We start from the raw sequence: 17,902 nt of genomic DNA, 5'->3' as shown, positions 1-17,902 counted from the left end.
CGGACTACATCGCCCCCCGGTCCGTGTCTGCCCGCCGCAGGCGGCGGCGGGGCATCCGGCGATGATCGGGCACGGTGGAGGCTCGAGGGCCGGATCCGACTGCGAAGGGGGCGACACAGCCACCCAATCGGGAGTCGCTCGCTGCTGTTGGGCCCGACGTCGGCAGCGCGAGAAGTGCCTGCGGACGCGCTCAGAATGCGGCCGCGGGGCGAAGCGCGACGATCCACTGCGAGCGGACTGCCGCGCGACTGCGAGTGGTTCGCGGGCACCCCCCACGGCATCCTTGTGCACTGGTCCAGCGCTGCCCGCCGATCGCACCTGGCCCTGGCCTGCGACTTCGGGGCGTCCGCGCCGCCGCCCACCGCCGGGGTTGGCCTCCGGGCGGGCCGAAGCGCGGAACGACGTCGTCGAACACCCCATGCGAAGACAGCGTGAGAGCGAGGGCGCAAGGTCGACCTCGAAGGCCGCGGGCGCCGGCGAGTTGCGGGGGGTCGCACGATCCGCGGCTGTGCCGGGGGCGCGGCGGGCGGACGCAGTTGCTCCCGAGACTGCGAGCGATGGCCGCGGAGCCGGCGGCACTCCCGGCCAGGTCGACCTCGCGGCGGTGCCGCTCGCCGCACCGCGGCCCGACAGCTCCCGCAGGAGCGCCGCACCCGGGCACACGGGCCAACCGCCGGCACAACGGATGCTCGCGCCGCGCACGGCCCCGGCCACGACCGCCCCGCGATCCGCCGGCGTGATCCAACGCAGCATCATGTCGCGCTACCGGTGGGGCACCTACTTCGCGGCGCTGCCCGGCAACCCGATCCTCTGTCCGGCGGTGAATACAGGGGAAGCACGGACGACCCTCTCGAACGTCACCGACGGTGCCGGCCGGATCAGTGGAAGGGTGATCACCCTGCATGCCTACACCAACGACGCGTGGGGCCAGGTCGGCTCGGTCACGATCGACCGCTTCGCGGTGAGGATGGGTCCCGCCGGGGCCGGACAGATGGCCCCCATCGTGGGCTACGACGACAGCCACTTGAACCTGCACACCGCGGCCGCGGGAGGCGCAGGGAACGCCGGGCTCGCGACGGTCCTGTTTCCGGCGGTGATGCGTTGGATCGACCGCAACCTGCGCGGCGTGCAACACCTGAGCATGGCGCCGGCCGGGGGTGCCGCATCGAAGGCGATCATCGCCGCACTGGGCGGAGCGGTTGGCGAGGCGGGGTCTCACGCTGCGGCTAGAGCCGCTAGGCTGGGGTTTCGCCATCGTCACGCCGCCCGCAGGTAGCGTCGGAGGCGGTTTCTGGTTTTCTGGAGAGCGCCCTTCTCAGTGGGGTCGTCGATAAGTCGGCGTGCCTCGATTTCGATGCGGAGCGCGTCGAGCATGTCGGCGAAGCTGGGTGTGGCCTTCTGGCGATACCAGGGTGCCGAGGCGCGCAGTCGGCGCACTTCTGGCTGCCACCGGCCCTGCCTGAGGTACCAGATGACGACGAGCGCGTAGACCGTCCAGCCGAGTGGGGCCGTTCGGAGAACGGCGTGGCGGCCGCGGTTGCCACGAGGTTGGGGGCCGGGCTTCTTGGCCTGCCTCTTCCCACGGCTCCATCCGTTCTGGGGTTGTTCGATCCCGAGCAGTTGCTTGGCGTCGCGGAAGGAGACCTCGATCAGCCACCGCCGCGCGTAGCGTTCCAGTGCGACGTCGACGGAAGCATCGACATCGGTCGTGAAGTAAGCCCGGTCCTCGCGCTTCTTCTTGGGATCTCGCGTCAAGATCACGCGGACGAGCCTGGCCCCGGCGGCCGTGTACCACAGGCAAGTCCAATCCTGGACGAGTAGCTCGACTTCGCGTCCGTAGAGTCTGACCGTCCGCGGGACCCACTTCGACCCGCACTTGGCCTGCTGGGCCGGCGAACGCAGTCGCTCGCCCCTCTTCCGTGGCCGACCGACGCCGCTGTACTCGCCGACCGGCGCGTACAGGGCCGCATCCAGTGGCATGGGGCCCGTGAAGTCCACGCTCTCGTCGAGCGAGCGCACCAGCGTCTTGCAGGCGTACTCACGGTCTCCGGCGACGTGGAGCCGCTTTCCGGTCGGAAGGCGGTCCCGAAGCACACCGATGAGCTCGCGTGCCAGCTCGGTCCGCTTGTGGTACTCGTGGGCCTTGCAGCGCTTGGGAGAGCGGTACAGACGGAAGAAGATCGGGAGCGCGGCGCCTCGCTCACGATCCCACGGCAGAGGAATCCTGATCGCCAGCACGACCCAGTTGTGGCCGCAGGAGAGCCGGCTCCATCCTCGGCTGGAGTTCGCGCCGTCGTGGTGCATCGCGACGCCGAAGATCCTCGGACCTCTACGGTGGCAGAGCGTGTCATCGACGAAGGCTTCGACCAAGTCAGGGAGCCAAGGCTCGGCCAGCTTCAGGATGACGGCTCCCAGGTCGTCGGGGCTCCACTTGGCTCGCGACAGGAAGCGGTGAAAGCATGAAAAGTGCTTCGATCCCACCGCACCGCCGGCCTGGATCATCCGCGTGATCTGATGCGAGCCCCGGCACGTGATCCAGCCCACGACCAAGGACGTGAAGCTCTCGAAGCTGGGCCGCGTGAAGCAGCCGGAGAACAGGAACAGGAGATCCTGCAGCGACGTCGGGATACCATCTACCAGCGCGCTCCGCCTTCGGTGTTGTTTTGACTTCACACTGATGACATCGCGGGGCGGGGCGCGCATCTTGCCCACTGCCTCTCGTCGCCATCGCCGGTTCTTAACTCTGGGAAGACGCCCCTTCTGACCCCGGCACATGGCCTCTCAAAAGGGCGAAACCCCAGGCTAGGACGACCCGCAGGAATGCGGGCGGCGCGGCGATCGGCGGGGGCGACCTGAACACCTGGGACACACGGCTCAACGCTGAACACGTCCACGACCTCGAGGCAATCGATCGGGGTACGGCGGGGGTGACGCTCTCCGCCGACGGGATGCGCCTGGCGGGGCCGGCCGCGGCGGGCGAAGCCGCCGTCCTGCGCGTGCAGCGCGATGCCTTGCTCGCCCACCCCCCCGGGCACCTCACCCGCGACGTCAACCATCCCGGACGCGCGTACTTCGAGACTGCGCGCGCGCTCAGCGACGCCGTCATCGCAGCCGACCCCAGGTCCGCGGCCCGAGTCCTGCGCTTGGCCCTGCTATCGAGCCGATCCGGCGCCGACGGTCGCGGCGAGATCCCAGACCCCGGTCAGCAGATCGAGGTCGAGGGCGCCGCCCTGGGACGAGTCTTCCCCCATGCGACCCAGCCAGGCTGACACCGAGCCTCGAAGCTGCGACGTCGCCGAGAGACGACGAGTGTCGAGGCCTCCGAACAAGGAAGGAAGCGCTGCTGCGCCGGTCAATCGTCCAGGGCGAACAGACCCCGTGACGAATCCCGGCTGAAGTGCAGATCGCGCTCCCAATCGTCGAAGCGCAGGATCTCGTGGGGACGCACCTCGGTCCACGACGCAACGGGCTCGCCGGGAGCGTCAAAGATGGTCACGATGCGCGAGCCCCTCGAACCGATCGGCGCTTCGCGCAGTCCGAGATGGCCGCCGCACCAGTACATCCCCCCGCTCACCGCGACATCGTCGGAGTGGACCGTCCAGGGCCCGCTCGGCACGCAGCTCGGTCCGGAGGTGAGGTGGTGCCATCGGACGCGCAGGTCGGACTCACCGATCGAGCCGGTGGCTTCGCGGAGCTGGGCGTCCGGGGCCGAGTCGTCGAGGGGTCGCCAGAGCGAGGCCGGATCCAGGAGCGGCGCCCGCCGCAGGGGCTCGAGGGTGGCGAGCAGCCCCTGGTCGACACCTGCGAGGGGCACGACCAGGCGCGAGAAGGCCAGGCTCGAGCGCTCTGGATCGCGCCTGCCCGGAACTCCGAGGCCGAGCACGTGCAGGCGCGCGGGCTCGCGGTCGACGAGCTCCAGAATCAGGGCCGAGCCGACGATCAACGGCGCAGGGTCCGCGAGATCGGGAGCGTGCAAGGCGCCCTCGCCGAAGAGCGCCGCCATCACCTCCAGTCGCAACGATCCGTCCGGGGTCCGCTCGATCCGCGCGACGACCGCCCGTCCGTGGGGGCCGGTCGCCCGAACTTCGTGGGCTGCGCTCCCGTTCGTGGCCGGATGCAGGTCGAACTCGAGTCGCGTCTTGTTCTGGACGAAGCCGGCAACGACCTCGGGCAGCGCCACGGGTCGCCGCGCGTCCACCTCGACCCTCCACGACTCTCCGATCGCACCTCCTGCGCCGTGGGTCGTGCGCGGCACCGCTTCGGCCGAATCGAGGCGCAGCTCCCGCACGCCGCGTGGCTCGCTGGCACAGCTCGCGACGGACAGGAGCAAGGCGGCGGCAGCGGCGATTCGTCGTGCGGATGCCATCGAGTGAGCCTACAGGGACGGCTGTGGTCCGCGAGCGCTGGGGCAGCCCTCGCCGGGCCGCTGCTCGACGAGCCACTCGTCGCGAACCGGGGTCGCGCGGCGGCCAAGCAGGCTCCCGAATCCGGGTAACGCCCGCGGCGCTTCGCGGATGGAGCCTGCAGCCCAGGGGAATCGGCCCCTGGCCCCGCACCTCGCCCGATCCATGCAGAACAGATCCTCGCGCCAGTCGGCGCTGGTCTCGGCCGCGGCCCTGGTCGCGCTCATCGTCCCGACTGCCGCGGCCCAGGTCCCCAAGCTCGTCGTCGACCCGGGCGAACCCGGGGACCGCTTCGGGCTCGCCGTCGCGTCCATCGGCGACTTCGACGGCGACCTCTCGCCCGACTTCGCCGTGGCGTCGTCCGAGGCCCTGGTTCCAGTGCTGATCAGCGAGCCCGAGGTCGGGGGCGCGGTCCGCATCTTCGATGCGTCGGGGAACTTGATCGGACTGGTTCACGGAACACCGGGGGCCCGCTTCGGCGCGGCCGTCACCGGACCGATCGACCGCCTGCCCGGCAGGGACGACCTCGTGATCGGCGTGGCCGGCGAGCCGGGCAACTCCGGCCGCATCTGGCTCGTGTCGTCCATCAGTCCGCTCGTACCCATCGTGCAACTCGTCTGGTCCCTGCCGGGTTTGCAGGCAGGTGACGACTACGGCGCGGCGCTGACCACCATCGGCGACGTGGACGGCGACGGCGTGCGCGACATCGTCGTGGGTGCGCCCGGCTACGACACCTTCGTGCCCTTCGGTGGTGAGGTGCTCGACGTGGGCGCGGTGCAGGTCGTCTCCGGCGCCGACGGAATCCCGCTTCGGACCTACTACGGCGTCGTGCCCAACGGGCGGCTGGGCACGACCCTGGCCGCCGTGGGCGATGTCGACGGCGACGGGATGGAAGACTTCGCCGCCGGCTCGCCCTTCGACGGGGCGGGGACGGTGCGGATCTACTCCACGACGTCGAACACGCCCCTAGTGACCTACTCGGGCAGCCAGACCGGCGAGCGCTTCGGCGCCTCGATCGTCGCCGTCGGCGATGTGGACGGGGGCGGCGCCGGGGACCTGTTGATCGGAGCGCCGGGCTACACGATCGGTGGCTTCTTCCCCACTCCTGCCGGGCGCGCCGTCGTGATTCGCGGCGAGAACGGCGGCACGCACCTCAGCTGGGGCGGGACCTTCTTCTCGAACTTCGGTCACTCGGTGGCCTGCGTCGACCTGGAGGGCGACGGTCAGCGCGACTTTGCCGTACACCGCTCGCGAACGCCAGGCACGCTCGCGCGCACGACGATCTACAGCCGCGCCGACGGCTCGCTGCTCCACACCATCGTCGACGGCGCCCAGGACGGTGACTCGCCCTTGGTCGGAGTACCGAGCATCGATGCCCTGGTCGGCGACGAACTTCTGATCGGCCTGCCGGACCTGGATGGCGCGGCCGGTGGCGCGATCTTCTACGGGCTGGGCTCGGGCGGTGGTCCCGGACCCGCCGCCCACTACACCGTCGACGACGACGGGCCGGCGGACTTCGATTCGGTCGCGGTGGCGATCCTCAGCGTGGCCGCCGGCAGCATCCTCGAGGTCGAGCCCGGCAACTACCAGGGCTTCACCGTCGACCGCACCCTGTCCGTGATCGGTCGGCCGGGCGACGCCTTCGACCCGCACCCCGCCAAGGCGACGTCGATCGAAGCCGTGGGGACATCCAACGTGGTTGTCGCCGGATTCGAGACGAAGCAGGTGACCCTTGCTGCACTGCAAGGGCGCACCCACCTGGCCGACACGAGCGTGACGCCGGGCAACCTCGCGATCGACGGCTGCTCCGACGTCCTGGTCACCGATACCGACGTGATCGCCGCCGAGGGCTTCGTCGGCACCCGCGACGGGATCCACGCGGTGGAGGTGACCGGCTCCGCGGTTCAACTGATCAGCGGAGCGTTCCGGGGCGCCAGTGGGGGCGCGGCGATCTTCAGTCCCGACGACGGCGGCAGGGGCGGCGACGCCCTGCGCGCCAGTGGCTCCGAGGTCCGCCTGGCGGACAGCCAACTGATCGGCGGCGACGGCGGGCAGGGCGGCTTCGGCGGGGCCTTCGGCGGCGTGGCCGGCACCGGGGCCCGCGCCCTCGACGGCTCGACGATCGAGTTCCGCGGGAACTTCTCGACCCTGCTCCAGGCCGGCCAGGACGGCATCCCCGCGCCGGTCTTCCCCGCCTTCGACGCCTACGCCACGGGCCTGGGCAACAGCGTCACCGCATCGACGGGCCTGACCCTGCCGATCAGCGGACTCGGCGCGGTCTCCCAGGTCCCACCGCGGCCCGTGCTGCGAACCGTCGGGACCATGGCCATCGGCACCAACTTCCAACTCCAAGTGATGGCGGAGCTGGGTGACCCGGTCTACCTCTTGGTGTCGGCATTCGACGTGGCCCTCGAGCTGCCGGGCTTCATCAACATGCCGGTCTGGGCGGACGCCGCGGGCAAGGTGCTCGACGCCGTCGTCGTCGGCAACGGATTCGGCGGCTGGGTGGCCTTCGATGCTTCGATCCCGAACTCGCCGGCGCTGCCCGGCCTGGCGCTGACGGCCCAGGCCTTCGCGGTGCCTCCGGTCGGAGCGATCGAGCCCAGCAACGCCGCGCAGATCGTCGTGCGGCAGTGAAGGCTTCGGAGCCGCGGTCGCTGCGGCTGCTCCGGCGACCGCGGCTCCGCCAGGCATGGGAGGTTGACGCCCGAGGCGTGGGTGCCTCCCCTGCGCTCAAAGGTCGCCACCGGCCTGCAGCCTGCGTCGCAACTCACGCAGGCCGCGGCTTCTCAACACGCGAATGGCGTTCTCACTGCGGCCCATGGTGCGCGCCAGCTCAGCGGTGGATACGTCGCTGCGCCACTGCGCCTCGATCACCCGCCGCTGGGCGCCACTCAGGCCGGTGAGGGCGCGCTCGATCCGCTCGCCCAACTCCCGCCCCACCAGGTCCTCGATCGGGTCCCGCGCGACGTCGATCTCCGGCGCCTCGGCCGCGAGCAGTTGCCGCGCGGCACCGCGTCGCCGCTCGCTCCACAGGCTGGCTCGGTCCGACAGGCGGCGGCGGGCGATGGAGAGGAGCCAGGCCAGGCCCAGCGGTCCCCGGGCCGGGCTCGCGGGACTTCGGGCCGCCAGGGCGTCGACACACACGTCCTGCACCAAGTCGAACTCGTCCTCGAGGCCCAGGCGAGCTGCCTCCAGCCAGGATCGGGCCCAGGATTCCAACCAGGGAAGTGAAGCGACCAGCAACCGGTCGCAGGTGTCGCCTCCATCCGCTCCGGCAGCAGCGGTCGCGCTGCTCGGGTCCGATCGGAAGGTGTCGCTCGAGGCTCGGTTCATCCCATCGATCCGGCGCGACGAGAGTGCCTGGGCGCCGCACCAACCGTCACATTCTGCTCGGACGGGGCCGCAGCGTGGGGGACCTCGCCGAACGCGTCCGGGCCGAGCACCGCGCGTTGCGATGCTCGGCCCGACGATGCTGACCGCGGCCTTCAGTGGAACGCTCGCGGATGGTGCCCCGAATCAGGGCAGGCTCAGGACGTTGACCCAGCTCGCCTCGATGTCGGGGACGATCATCAAGGGCACGAACTGAACTCCGTACAGCCGCGCCCGCGACCTGAGCTGACCGGATCCATCAACCTGCAGCCCGAAGAACAACTCACCGGTCGAGTGATTGTTGGGGATCAGCAGCGGATCCGAGGTCACCATCGGATTGAACTGGAGCGGGGTGACGTCGTCCTTCGGATCCACCACTTCGAGGTCGAAGACGAGCAGACCCGCGTCGTACTGGCTCAGCTCGATGCCGCTCGCCTGCAGCACCACGTAGTCGACGATGCCCTTCGCATCCAAGGGTCCATCGACACGAGCCATCGCCAGGCCCAGACCTGAGGTCGCCGGGCCCCCGGCCCAATCGGCGGCGAAGCCCACCTGCGTATCGAAGGGTTGCATCTCGTCCCGCGGGTCGCGACCGCACAGGCCCTTGACGTTGTCGGGGCCAACGGTCGGTGTTGCGGTCTCGAGCAGTCCCGCCTTGAAGGTGAAGGTGTCACCGCCGGGAACCTTGAACGGTTCCGCTTGAACGGTCAGGCCCGTGCCGCTGGCTCGCTGGGAAACCAGCACTTGGTTGGGAGTCGAGCCGTTGATGGTGCTGGCGGGGTCGAGCGAGAAGACGACGAAGCCCGGCTCGTCGGGCTCTTCGCCGCTCCTGCGGTAGACGGAGAGGGCGTCGATCTCGAGATCGACGGCGGTTACGGTGCCGAACAGGGCGTCGTGGTCGAACGCGATCTCGGGTTGGCTCCAGTCCGTTCCGTCCCAGGTCATCACGTAGACCGTGGCGGGATCGAGCAGGTGGGGCACCGGCAGGCTCGTCATGGGATCCGTCACCAGGATCGCCAGCGGGCTGCCGAAGCTGTCGAGCCAACGGCGCGCCAGGGTGAAGTAGAACGTGTCGCGAACCGGCTGGAAGGACGTGGGGCCCTCACCCGGGGTCGACGAGATCAGCCCCATGCCCCAGTCCAGGGCCGAGACCTCGAAGCCATCGAAGGCCGTCGTGCCGAGGCCGAGCTGGCTGCGGGTGTACTCCACCCGCACGGTGTCGACCAGCTCCTGCCGGATGCCGGTGCTGCCCACCGAGAAGTAGCTGAAGATGCGTCCGGCCGCCGTGCCCTCTTCGCTGCGGGCCAGGTCGACCGAACTGCCCGTCTCGCCCTGGGCAGCGGAGTCGACGGTGAACGTCATGGAATGCCAGCGCACACTGCTAGTGGCCAACTGCAGGGTCCCGGTCGAGTCCACCGGCGGGCTGACGTCGCCACCGGTCGACATGCCCCCGAGTTCGGGCACGCAGAACGGCAGGGTCGGGTCGAACACTCCCGCGTAGCCGGTGGCCGCCGGCACCCAGTGCCCGTAGAGGGCCTCGGGCGAGTAGTCGGGGTGCCACGCGGAGGCGCCGCCGTACTCGGTGGAGGACCAGGGCTCGAGGCTCCCGCTGTAGACGCCGGCCGAGCGAATGCGGAGCTTGCTCGACGGCACGACCTGGGTCGCGGACGGCGCCAGTTGCACGCCCGTGTGAAGACCCGTGAACATTCCCTGGGCCTCGGCCGCGGGAATGACAGTGCCCGAAGTTTGGGCGGCAAGTGGCGAGGACAGGGCGACGCTGAGCGTGCCCGTCGCGCCGAGAAGGATCTTGATCGTGTTCATTGGGGATGACCGACGAGCGGTCCAAGGGAGAGAGGGGGCCGGCGCCTCAGCGCTCGGAATGCGGCACGACGCGCGCTCCGGTGAGCTCGCGGTCGATGGATTGGAGGAGAAGTCGCAGCGACTCGGACGGTTCGGTGTCCAGCTGTTCGGGAAAGTGCTGCTGCAAGAGGCGCAAGAGCCACAATCGGCGCGGGTCGCGGCTGCATTCGACCGCGAGGGCCTTGATCAACGCTTGGGAGTCGGCCTCGTCGATCGCGTCGAGGACCTGCTGGAAGTAGGTCGCGGGTCCACCATTGCCGAGGGCGCGGGCGCGCTCGAAGTGTTCCCGCGCCCGCGCCACGGCCGCGGCGGCCAGCGGGCTTTTCTCGGCGCCATGGGTGTGCGCCAGGGCCTGATAGGACTCGACCGCCCCGGCCAGGTCTTCGCCCCACCAGGGGAGCACCCGGTCGAGCATCGGCCCTCGCGCATCGATCACCGCGAGCGCGGCGTCGAAGTCGCCCTCCGCCACGTAGGTCCAGATGGTGGTCTCGACGGGCTTGACGTCGTTGGGACGAATGTCCGCGGCGACCGCCAGGAGCTCGCGGGCCAGGTCGTGCTCTCCGAGGGCGAAGGCCGCCCATCCGGCGTTGGTGCGATTGACGTGGCTGCGCGGCGCCAGCTCGATGCTCTCCAACCCGACCTCGAGGGCGCTCGCATAGGCGTTGGCGAAGCCCAGGGCGTAGGAGACGTAGTGGGCGGAGGTCGCGGTGCGCGTGCCGATGCGGTCCTCGTAGTCGAGCACCGCGCCGTGCAGCTCGAGCGCCCGCTGGTGGCGCTCCGGCGGTTGGTAGGCGTCGAGGACCTGCAAGGCGAACAGCAGACCCTGGGCGTCGGGGATTGCCGCTACCACCTCCACGTCCAACAGGGCCTCGGCTTGGGGATCCTCGAAGGCGCGCAGGTGGTGGTAGGCGCGTAGGTAGCGATCGCGGGCGGTGCGCGGCTCGGGCAGGCCCGTGAGGTCCACCGCGTCGCTCCCGGCGGCCCCCGGCGCGACCCGCGCGTAGGCCTCGGCCAGCTTCCTCGCGAAGTCGGTGTTCTCGTGCCGCGCGATGGCTGCCATGTCCTGCGCCGCGCCGACGTTGTCGCCGTGGTCCAGTCGGAAGAAGGCGCGCAGCAGCAACGTCGGCAGGGGGTCGACGCAAACAGCCGCGGCGCGGTCCAAGAGCTGCGCTACCGCTGCGCGGTCCGACTCGTGGACGTAGACCCGGTTCTCCGGGTTGAGGATCGTGAAGTTGGGCGGGAAGTGCCGCGACAGCTCGAGCCAGGTCGCCTGGCGCTGGGCGAGGTAGGAGGCCCGCAGGGTCGTCGTGAGCAGCACCGCCGCCACGAGCGCCAGGGCCCCACCGGCGCCCCAAGCGATCTTCGAGTGGCGCGCCCGCCGCAAGGCCCGTCGCAGGGGCCCGACGGGGCGCGCGACGACCGGTCGGTGGTCCAGGAAGGCGCGCAGGTCACGTTCCAGCTCGGCGGCGCTCGCGTAGCGCTGGGCCGGACGGCGACTCATGCCCTTCTCGACGATCGCGACGAGGTCGCGGGGCAGACCTGGTGCGAGACGCGCGAGGGGAATCGGCGACCGCGTCGCCACCGCCAGGAGCACCTCGTGGGGCGTCCCCACATAGGGCGGCCGCAAGGCGAGCAGGCAGTAGAGCACCGCGGCCAAGCCGTAGACGTCGGACAGAGGCGTCACCCGACGATCCGAGGCCAGCAGCTCCGGCGCCATGAAGGCCGGGGTCCCGATGCTCGTGTCGCCGGCGGTCAGAGGCACCCCGTCCACCAGGTGGGCGATGCCGAAGTCCACCAGGACGGCTCGCCCGTCGCGGCGGATCAGAACGTTGCTGGGCTTGACGTCGCGGTGCACGACACCGGCCCCGTGGGCTTCGGTCAGTCCAGCGGCCAACTGGGCCACCCAGCGTGCCGCGAACCGCAGGTAGCTGTCCCGACTGGACAGGTTGAAGCCCAGGGCGCGCCGCAGGACGTTCGCGTCCACCTCGCTCGAGTTCTCGACGATCTCGGACAGGCCCTCGACCAGAGCGCCGAGCTGCTGCCCGGCGATCAACTCCATGACCAGGTAGGCCTCGCCGTCGTCGGTGCGCCCGCGGTCGTGGATCGCGAGTACGGCCGGGTGGACCACGGCCGCCATGGCCCGCGCCTCGCGGTCGAAGCGCTCGACCGAGCGGTGCTGGTCCATCAAGCCCGGGCGCAGGATCTTGATCGCGACGCGGCGGTCGAGGGAGCGGTCCTCGGCCTCGTAGACGACCCCCATCGCTCCCGAGCCCAGGCGCCTCTGGATCAGGTAGCGGTCGGAGATCGTCGCGCCCACCCGCGTGTCGGTGGCGAAGGCGCTGGTGAACACCGGCGACAACGAGTCCGCCGACTCCACCGCCGCGCGCACCTCGTCCATGGCCTGGGGATCGCCCGCGCAGGCCTGCTCGAGCCAGTCCGAGTGGCCCGCGTCGCGCAGGTCGAGGGCGCGCGACAGGCGGTCGGCCTCGAGCTCGTGGACGTCGGGATCGAAGGTGTCGTTGCCCACGCCTACGACTCCTCTCCCTTCGACCCGGCCCCCAGGCGCAGGGCCAGGCGCGCTTGCGCGTCGAAGAAGGCACGGCGGGCGCTGGATTCGGAGCCGTAGCCGAGCTGTTCGGCCAGTTGCTCGAAGGTCGCCTGGCCCTCGATCCGCGCCCGGACCAGGAGCCGCACCCGCGGGCTCAGCTCGGCCATGGCCCGCTCGACGCGACGGACCTCGTCCAAGCGCGCGGCGATGGCCTCGGGGTCGAAGGCCTGCCCGCCCCCCAGGGACTCCGGGTCGTCGGGCATCGGCCGACCCAGGCGGCCGTCACGGCAGTCGGCCTCGTGGAAGCGGATCGAATCGACGACCCGGTTGCGGATGACGATCGCCAGGTAGCCACAGAAGGCATCCTCGGTGCGGCCGCCGAAGCCCTCCAGGTCGCGGATCACGCTGCGGAAGACCTCCTGGACGATGTCCCCGGTGCTGAAGCGCGCCGCCAGCCAGGGCCGCCCGACCCGCACGTCCCGGGACAGGCGCTGGTGGACGTCGGCCTCGACGCGCCGGTAGAAGCGCTCGATCAAGAGGTCGAGCGCCTCCGACTTGCCCGAACGCGCCTCGTCGAGGGTGTCCAGGAAGCTCCAGGAGTCGGAGCGCTCGGAGGTTGAGGCGTCGATCAAGGGCACGGTTGAAGCTGCGAGGCGTTGGGCGGGCCCCGAACGGATTCGTTCAGCGCCCATCAGATCCGGCGGGGCCGGTGGTAGCCGCCGCCGGGCATTCGCCAAAAAAAGTGAATTTGGAGCGACACACTCGGTCCCCGCCGTCTCCCCGATGCGACTTCCTTGGGCTCCCTTGGATCATAACCCCGCCCCGGGGGCGCCGCCGGAGGGGGGTGGTCAGTGAGCGAGCGCAGGGTCCACAGGGTCGGTCAAGGCAGTTCGATTGGTCCCTGACCATCGAAGGTCGCGCGTCGGCGCAGGCGCTCGGCGCCGCTCCCGTCGAGGGCGACCAGCGTGTAGGTGCCCCGGGTGACGTCGATGTTCCAGCGGTCGACCCCGTTCCGCGGCCCCCGGCACTGCGCGCGGCCCAGCCACAAGCCGTTCTCGTCGAGGATCCGGACCTCCCCGATGCCGTCGACCGCCAGTAGGAGGTCCACGTCGACCACCGGCTCGAGGGTCAACTCGATGGCCCCCACCGGGCGCAGCGCGGGGTCGATCACCACGCTCCGGGACATGGACGGCCCCATCGCGGAGACTTGGCCGCCGAGGGCCAGGGGCCGCTGGGAACCGATCCCACCGGGAATCTGGACCCGCAGGATCGAGCGCTGCTCCGGCATCGGCAGCAGGTAGTCCTCGCCCGGGCCGATGCCGCGGTGCAGGTTGCCGGGGTAGACGTCCTGCAGCGGCTTGGTGTCGTCGAAGGGCGCCAGCTCCACGAAGGCGTGGCTCCACTCGGGCGGACCGCCGACCACGCGGATGGTCAGGGGCTCGCCGCCGCAACCCAACTCGATCGGGCCCAGGTCCACGTCCTGGCCGGACGCGAAGTCGATCCAGCGTTGGTGCAGGCCAGCTTCGGTCTCGACGGTCAGCTCGTAGCGCGAGGGCACGATGCGCTCGAGCACGACGCGACCGTCGGGGCCGGTGGCGAGGCCCTGGTGCTCGCCGCGGCGGTAGGTCGAGCCCTCGGCCTCGAGGGTCACGTCGGCACCCTCGATCGGTCCCCCATCGAAGCAATCCACGGCCTGGAGCGTGAGGCGGGCGAAGGTCGCCGTGGCCGCCCCCTCGTCCAGGTCGAAGCGCAGGGCCTCGTCACCGGCGGACACGGGCCGCTCGGCCACCACCTCACCGGAGCAGAGCAGCTCGGCCCACAGGGGCGGGTCGCGCTCGAGGACCAGGGTCCCGATCGCGTCGCCGAAGTAGTTCCAACGCTTGTGACCCGGCGCGGGCTCGAAGTGCCCGAGCGAGTCGTCGCGGGCGGCGCCGTCGAGGCTCAGCCGAATGTCGAACACGCCCGACCACAACTGGTGCGGCGCACAACCCAGCGCGGCCGCGAACCCCGCCAAGGATTGCCCGTGCAGCGTGCGCACGACGACCGGCAGCTCGTTCGAAGGCCATAGGTAGACGTCGATCGCGGCCGGCGGGCCGGCGCCGTCAGGGTCGGCTTCGATCGCGGCGGTGAACGGCAACGAGCGGTAGCCCGGCGCCGTCGTGCGAAACTCGTACTCGCCCAGAGGCAAGTAGTCGAACGTGAGGTCTTGGGTGTCGGTGCCGGTGGCCCTGGCAATCGGCCTGGCCGGATGGACCGCGATGGCGAAGGCCTCGACCTCGACCGACTCGATCATGTGCGGCCGGCTGGCGCGATCGAGCAGTCGCACCAGCACGCAGGAGCGCCCCGTCGGTTCGCGCGCGACCGCCCCCGCCCCGCGACCCTCCGAGGATTGGGCGACGTCGCTCTCGGAACGGTCGGACTCGGTCAACTCTCGCCGAGTTGCCGGGTCCGTGCCCGGATTCGGCGCCTGGGTCAGGCTCGCAGGCTCCATCTCGCTGCGTGGCGTGTCGACGACCGTCGGGTCCGCCGCGCGTCCCTCGCCCCCTCGCGGAGCACCGACCAGGAAGACCGCCAGCGAGACGGCCAGGATCGCTGCAACAACGCCCAGGGGCCTGCTTCCCATCACTTCGGCCTCGACCGGTCTAGGGCGCGTCCACCGACCTCGGCTGGCCCTCGACCGGCTCGGCGGGGGCCATGTCGACGGTGGTCTCCTCCAGCAGCTCACCCTGGGCGTCGAGCAGGCGCAGGCGGTAGTGGCCGCGCGCGAAGCTGCCGCTCCACCCTCCGGAGCCATCGCGCCCAACGACCGTACTGCGACCCTGGGCATCGATCAACTCGACGAAGACCACGTCCCCGCGATCGGTGTCGAAGCTCCAGGGCAGGGGCTGCGCGGGTGCCTCGAGCGCGGACGCCATGTCGAAGGCGTTGTGCTGCCGGTAGAGCCACGAGACGGCGACGACGGTCCCGTAGACCAGGAAGAAGACAGCGAGGATTCTCATGGGCAATTCCGCCGCGGCGGATCCGTTCCCGCAGCGTCGCCCATGGGGACCGATCCGTCAACGCGCTGGGTCGGCCGCATGGGGACGGAGGACAGCTCGTGTCCGAACGGCGAGGGCCGGGGTCGCCCTGGTAGGGCGACCCCGGCCGCGCTCGCGCCGATCGACCTCAGTCGATGGTCATGAACTCGAAGCTGGCGTTGAAGCCACCCGACGGGTTGAAGCCCCCGCCCAGCATGACCTGCTCGCAGACCAGGTCGCGCCCGGCGAAGAAGCCGCTACCGCCGGTCACCGGACGCTTGAAGGGCGTGTTGAAGTCGGCCAGCTCGATGCCGTTGGTGACGACCATCTGCTCGCCTGCGTGGTCCAGGTCGAAGTCGAAGGTCTGCGTCGTGACGGCGATCACGCCGGTCGTCGCGTCCCCGTCCTGCTTGTGCCAGCCGCGGCAGATGAACTCGCCGACGACGAGCTCGGGGAAGGTCGGGTCGCCGTTCGCGTCGACGCCGGAGAGGTCTCCGTGGCGCTCGAAGGTGCCACCCGGGTAGATGTAGCCGGAGATGACGAACGGCGTTCCGTCCGCGGGCACGCCGTTGGGGGTCGTGGCGCCCTCGAAGTGGAACGACGAGCCGTCCATGGCCACGTCGAAGGAGTCCTGGGCCGGAGCGACCGCGTCGGCTGCGGGGCTCGAGACCAGGGCAGTCAGGCCGGTGACGGTGAACAGGGTCAGGCCTGCGAACAGGGAGCGGGTAGCGATCACGGGAGTCCTCGATGGAGTGGTTCTCGGTGGTTTCGGCGCGAGACTACCTCGCACCTTCTTCACCCTCCCGTGGCGCAGCTCCGCGATGCGACCTGCCACCGAGTGCGCGATTCTCCGTCAGTTCTGTTCAGTCGCCGCGGACTCCGCCCCGGTCCCCTGCTCCCGCGCCACGACCAAGCGCGCCTCCTTCGCGATCAACGCGATCGTGTCGAAGGTCGCCACCGCGACGAGCAGCCACCCCACCCAGGGCCGGAACGAATCGGCCTGTTCAGGTAACAGGAAGGCCGTGTTGAAGAGGCCGATGATCCAGAACAGGACGGTGCGCCCCAGATGCCACTGCGCCTTCCCTCCGCCCAGAAGCCGCAGACGCAGGCCAGCGCGCACGAGGTTCCACAGGACCGCAGAGCCGGCGATCGAGATCACGGCCCAATCCACCGGCCCACGATCGCCGACGCTCAGACGCAAGGCGTACGCGAGGACGACGCTCGCGATGGCGGAGTTGGCGACATAGGAACGCGATACGGTCTTCATGGCGAGGCGGTGCGGTCCGGGGCGACGAGTAAGGGTCAGCCTACGCCCGCGCCCGGGGGTTCATTCTCGGAGACCGCGCCGGGCGGCCCAAGACGCCGCCGCGCCGCTCTGAATCGGAACGACGCGGCGGCGGCGCAGCGACCCGCCGGCGGGGGACCGCGGCGGGGGTCGGGAACTCGAGCCTCTTGGCTCTAGCCTATTGGATCGTCAACGCCTGGGCGTTGCTGGCGAAGTTGACGACCAAGGCCCCCAGGTCCACGCCCACGAAGGCGTGGTTCAGGGTCGCGCCGATCAGCGGGGTCAGCACGCCCGGCGCGATCTCGAAGCGCGCCAGGTCCTGGCCGCCGCTCAGGAAACCCTGGGACGGGGAGAGGGGCGGCTGGTTCGGGTTGTTCAACGTCAGCAGGAAGTAGGCGTCGGGGTTGAGCGGCAGGTTCATGCCGTCCACCGGCAGGCCCGGAGTGGTTCCGCTGAGGGAGCCGAGCACCCAGAACAGGTCCCCCGCGGCGTCAGGCCCGACGCTGACGTCCATGTCGAGCTTGATGCCGTTGGCCGCGCCAACGCGGTTGGCGTCGGCGTTGAGCCCGCCCACGTGCACCTGGTCACGGACCTCGCCGCCGGGGAAGGAGGGGCTGTGCACGTTCAGGTAGATGCCGCCGGCGAGCAGTTGCAGGACCTCGCCACTCGAGAGCGGCGGCGAGGTGCCCTTGAAACCATTCGGCCCGTTGGGATCGAGCGCGACCACGATCGGGCCGGCCGAGCCCGGAAAGGCCGAGTGCAGGTGCGAGATCGTCGCGTTGACGTTCTTGACCACGACGTCGTAGGAGAGCTGTTGCGTCGCGAGGTCGAACTCGAAGCGGCCGTTGGCGGTGCCGATGCTGGGGTTGGGCGGCGTCTCCTTGGCGCCGGTCGCGAAGGCCACGAAGTGACGCGGCGGGCGGATCTGACCGCGGATCTCACCACCGGAGAAGGCCGCCGAGTGCAGGTTCACGTACAGGCCGCCGCGCAGGAGGTCGTCGACCTGGGCCGCGGAGAGGAGGCCCGATCCGCCCCACCCGCCGGGAACCGGGTTGAGGCCGAAGACGATCGGACCGCCGAAGCCGACGTCGCCGTCGTGCACGTGGGCAATGGTCACGGTCGACATGGTGGTCAGGACCGTGCAACTCAGCACGCCGGTCCCCACGTCGTAGGTCAGCTCGGCGGTGCCGAGGTTGGCGCTGGCGTTGGGGGGCGTCTCCTCGATGCCGCTGACGGTGGCGGAGAAGCCGGTCACGATCTGGGCCGAGGCGGCGAGGGGCAGGGCGGCGAGCAGGCCGACCGCTGCGAGGGTGCGATGGAACATGGGTAGCGAGACCTCGTGGGCACGGCGCTCCAGGGCGGAGCGCTGGTGGGTTGCGAGCATCGGGGGCCGATCCCGATCGCCCGCGGGAACACG

Annotated in this window: 14 protein-coding genes; 3 read left to right on the top strand and 11 right to left on the bottom strand. The window is 70.5% G+C overall.

All coding sequences use genetic code 11. The features are described from left to right. The first annotated feature begins 736 nt into the window (after nt 1–736). Nucleotides 737–1,276: a hypothetical protein gene (locus tag Pla133_RS03575; RefSeq protein ID WP_145062511.1), complete on the top strand. Its 540-nt coding sequence runs from the start codon at nt 737–739 to the stop codon at nt 1,274–1,276. Here Pla133_RS03575 and Pla133_RS03570 read toward each other — a convergent pair. After that, nucleotides 1,258–2,703, bottom strand: coding sequence for an IS701 family transposase (locus tag Pla133_RS03570; protein WP_419192088.1), 1,446 nt, complete (start codon nt 2,701–2,703; stop codon nt 1,258–1,260). The genes Pla133_RS03575 and Pla133_RS03570 overlap by 19 nt on opposite strands. 224 nt (nt 2,704–2,927) lie before the next feature. On the opposite strand from Pla133_RS03570, the gene Pla133_RS03565 reads away from it, so the two are divergent. Next, a complete protein-coding gene (locus Pla133_RS03565) occupies nt 2,928–3,269 on the top strand; it encodes a hypothetical protein (protein ID WP_145062507.1) in 342 nt (113 codons plus the stop codon). Between the two features lie 83 nt (nt 3,270–3,352). Here Pla133_RS03565 and Pla133_RS03560 read toward each other — a convergent pair whose 3' ends face one another. Continuing rightward, nucleotides 3,353–4,366 (bottom strand): hypothetical protein, encoded by a 1,014-nt coding sequence (locus Pla133_RS03560; RefSeq protein WP_145062505.1) that lies wholly within the window; start codon nt 4,364–4,366, stop codon nt 3,353–3,355. Between the two features lie 202 nt (nt 4,367–4,568). Between Pla133_RS03560 and Pla133_RS03555 the strand changes: the two genes are divergently transcribed. Continuing rightward, a complete protein-coding gene (locus tag Pla133_RS03555) occupies nt 4,569–7,040 on the top strand; it encodes an integrin alpha (RefSeq protein WP_145062503.1) in 2,472 nt (823 codons plus the stop codon). Nucleotides 7,041–7,136: 96 nt separating this feature from the next. Here the strand turns inward: Pla133_RS03555 and Pla133_RS03550 are convergent, their stop codons facing one another. From Pla133_RS03550 to Pla133_RS03510, 9 genes are all read right to left on the bottom strand, one after another. Next, on the bottom strand, nt 7,137–7,739 hold the full coding sequence (locus tag Pla133_RS03550; protein ID WP_145062501.1) for a sigma-70 family RNA polymerase sigma factor: 603 nt from the start codon (nt 7,737–7,739) through the stop codon (nt 7,137–7,139). A gap of 183 nt (nt 7,740–7,922) precedes the next feature. Continuing rightward, nucleotides 7,923–9,596 carry a hypothetical protein gene (locus Pla133_RS03545; protein WP_145062499.1) on the bottom strand — a complete coding sequence of 558 codons (1,674 nt, stop codon included), beginning with the start codon at nt 9,594–9,596 and terminating at the stop codon, nt 7,923–7,925. A gap of 46 nt (nt 9,597–9,642) precedes the next feature. Then, nucleotides 9,643–12,162, bottom strand: a complete 2,520-nt coding sequence (locus tag Pla133_RS03540; protein WP_145062497.1) for a serine/threonine-protein kinase — start codon at nt 12,160–12,162, stop codon at nt 9,643–9,645. Between the two features lie 2 nt (nt 12,163–12,164). Continuing rightward, nucleotides 12,165–12,815, bottom strand: coding sequence for an RNA polymerase sigma factor (locus tag Pla133_RS03535; RefSeq protein WP_419192087.1), 651 nt, complete (start codon nt 12,813–12,815; stop codon nt 12,165–12,167). Between the two features lie 248 nt (nt 12,816–13,063). Continuing rightward, a complete protein-coding gene (locus Pla133_RS03530; protein WP_145062492.1) occupies nt 13,064–14,806 on the bottom strand; it encodes a carboxypeptidase-like regulatory domain-containing protein in 1,743 nt (580 codons plus the stop codon). Nucleotides 14,807–14,825: 19 nt separating this feature from the next. After that, nucleotides 14,826–15,182, bottom strand: a complete 357-nt coding sequence (locus Pla133_RS03525; RefSeq protein ID WP_145062490.1) for a hypothetical protein — start codon at nt 15,180–15,182, stop codon at nt 14,826–14,828. A gap of 166 nt (nt 15,183–15,348) precedes the next feature. Beyond that, complete coding sequence (locus Pla133_RS03520) at nt 15,349–15,936, bottom strand: hypothetical protein (protein WP_145062488.1); 588 nt, start codon at nt 15,934–15,936, stop codon at nt 15,349–15,351. Nucleotides 15,937–16,053: 117 nt separating this feature from the next. Next, nucleotides 16,054–16,467 (bottom strand): hypothetical protein, encoded by a 414-nt coding sequence (locus Pla133_RS03515; protein WP_145062486.1) that lies wholly within the window; start codon nt 16,465–16,467, stop codon nt 16,054–16,056. Nucleotides 16,468–16,663: 196 nt separating this feature from the next. After that, on the bottom strand, nt 16,664–17,869 hold the full coding sequence (locus Pla133_RS03510) for a CHRD domain-containing protein (protein ID WP_145062484.1): 1,206 nt from the start codon (nt 17,867–17,869) through the stop codon (nt 16,664–16,666). Nucleotides 17,870–17,902 lie beyond the last annotated feature (33 nt).

The sequence above is a fragment of the Engelhardtia mirabilis genome, assembly GCF_007748095.1.
GTDB lineage: Bacteria > Planctomycetota > UBA1135 > UBA1135.
Note: the sequence above shows the minus strand (reverse complement) of the source record. Positions and strands in the feature narration are given on the sequence as shown.

What these genes read in the sequence shown, in the direction of transcription:
- Pla133_RS03555 (WP_145062503.1), top strand. Translation starts at nt 4,569, where the DNA reads ATGCAGAACAGATCCTCGCGCCAGTCGGCGCTGGTCTCGGCCGCGGCC.
- Pla133_RS03560 (WP_145062505.1), bottom strand. Translation starts at nt 4,366, where the DNA reads ATGGCATCCGCACGACGAATCGCCGCTGCCGCCGCCTTGCTCCTGTCC.
- Pla133_RS03550 (WP_145062501.1), bottom strand. Translation starts at nt 7,739, where the DNA reads ATGAACCGAGCCTCGAGCGACACCTTCCGATCGGACCCGAGCAGCGCG.
- Pla133_RS03515 (WP_145062486.1), bottom strand. Translation starts at nt 16,467, where the DNA reads ATGAAGACCGTATCGCGTTCCTATGTCGCCAACTCCGCCATCGCGAGC.
- Pla133_RS03530 (WP_145062492.1), bottom strand. Translation starts at nt 14,806, where the DNA reads ATGGGAAGCAGGCCCCTGGGCGTTGTTGCAGCGATCCTGGCCGTCTCG.
- Pla133_RS03525 (WP_145062490.1), bottom strand. Translation starts at nt 15,182, where the DNA reads ATGAGAATCCTCGCTGTCTTCTTCCTGGTCTACGGGACCGTCGTCGCC.
- Pla133_RS03545 (WP_145062499.1), bottom strand. Translation starts at nt 9,596, where the DNA reads ATGAACACGATCAAGATCCTTCTCGGCGCGACGGGCACGCTCAGCGTC.
- Pla133_RS03510 (WP_145062484.1), bottom strand. Translation starts at nt 17,869, where the DNA reads ATGCTCGCAACCCACCAGCGCTCCGCCCTGGAGCGCCGTGCCCACGAG.
- Pla133_RS03570 (WP_419192088.1), bottom strand. Translation starts at nt 2,703, where the DNA reads ATGCGCGCCCCGCCCCGCGATGTCATCAGTGTGAAGTCAAAACAACAC.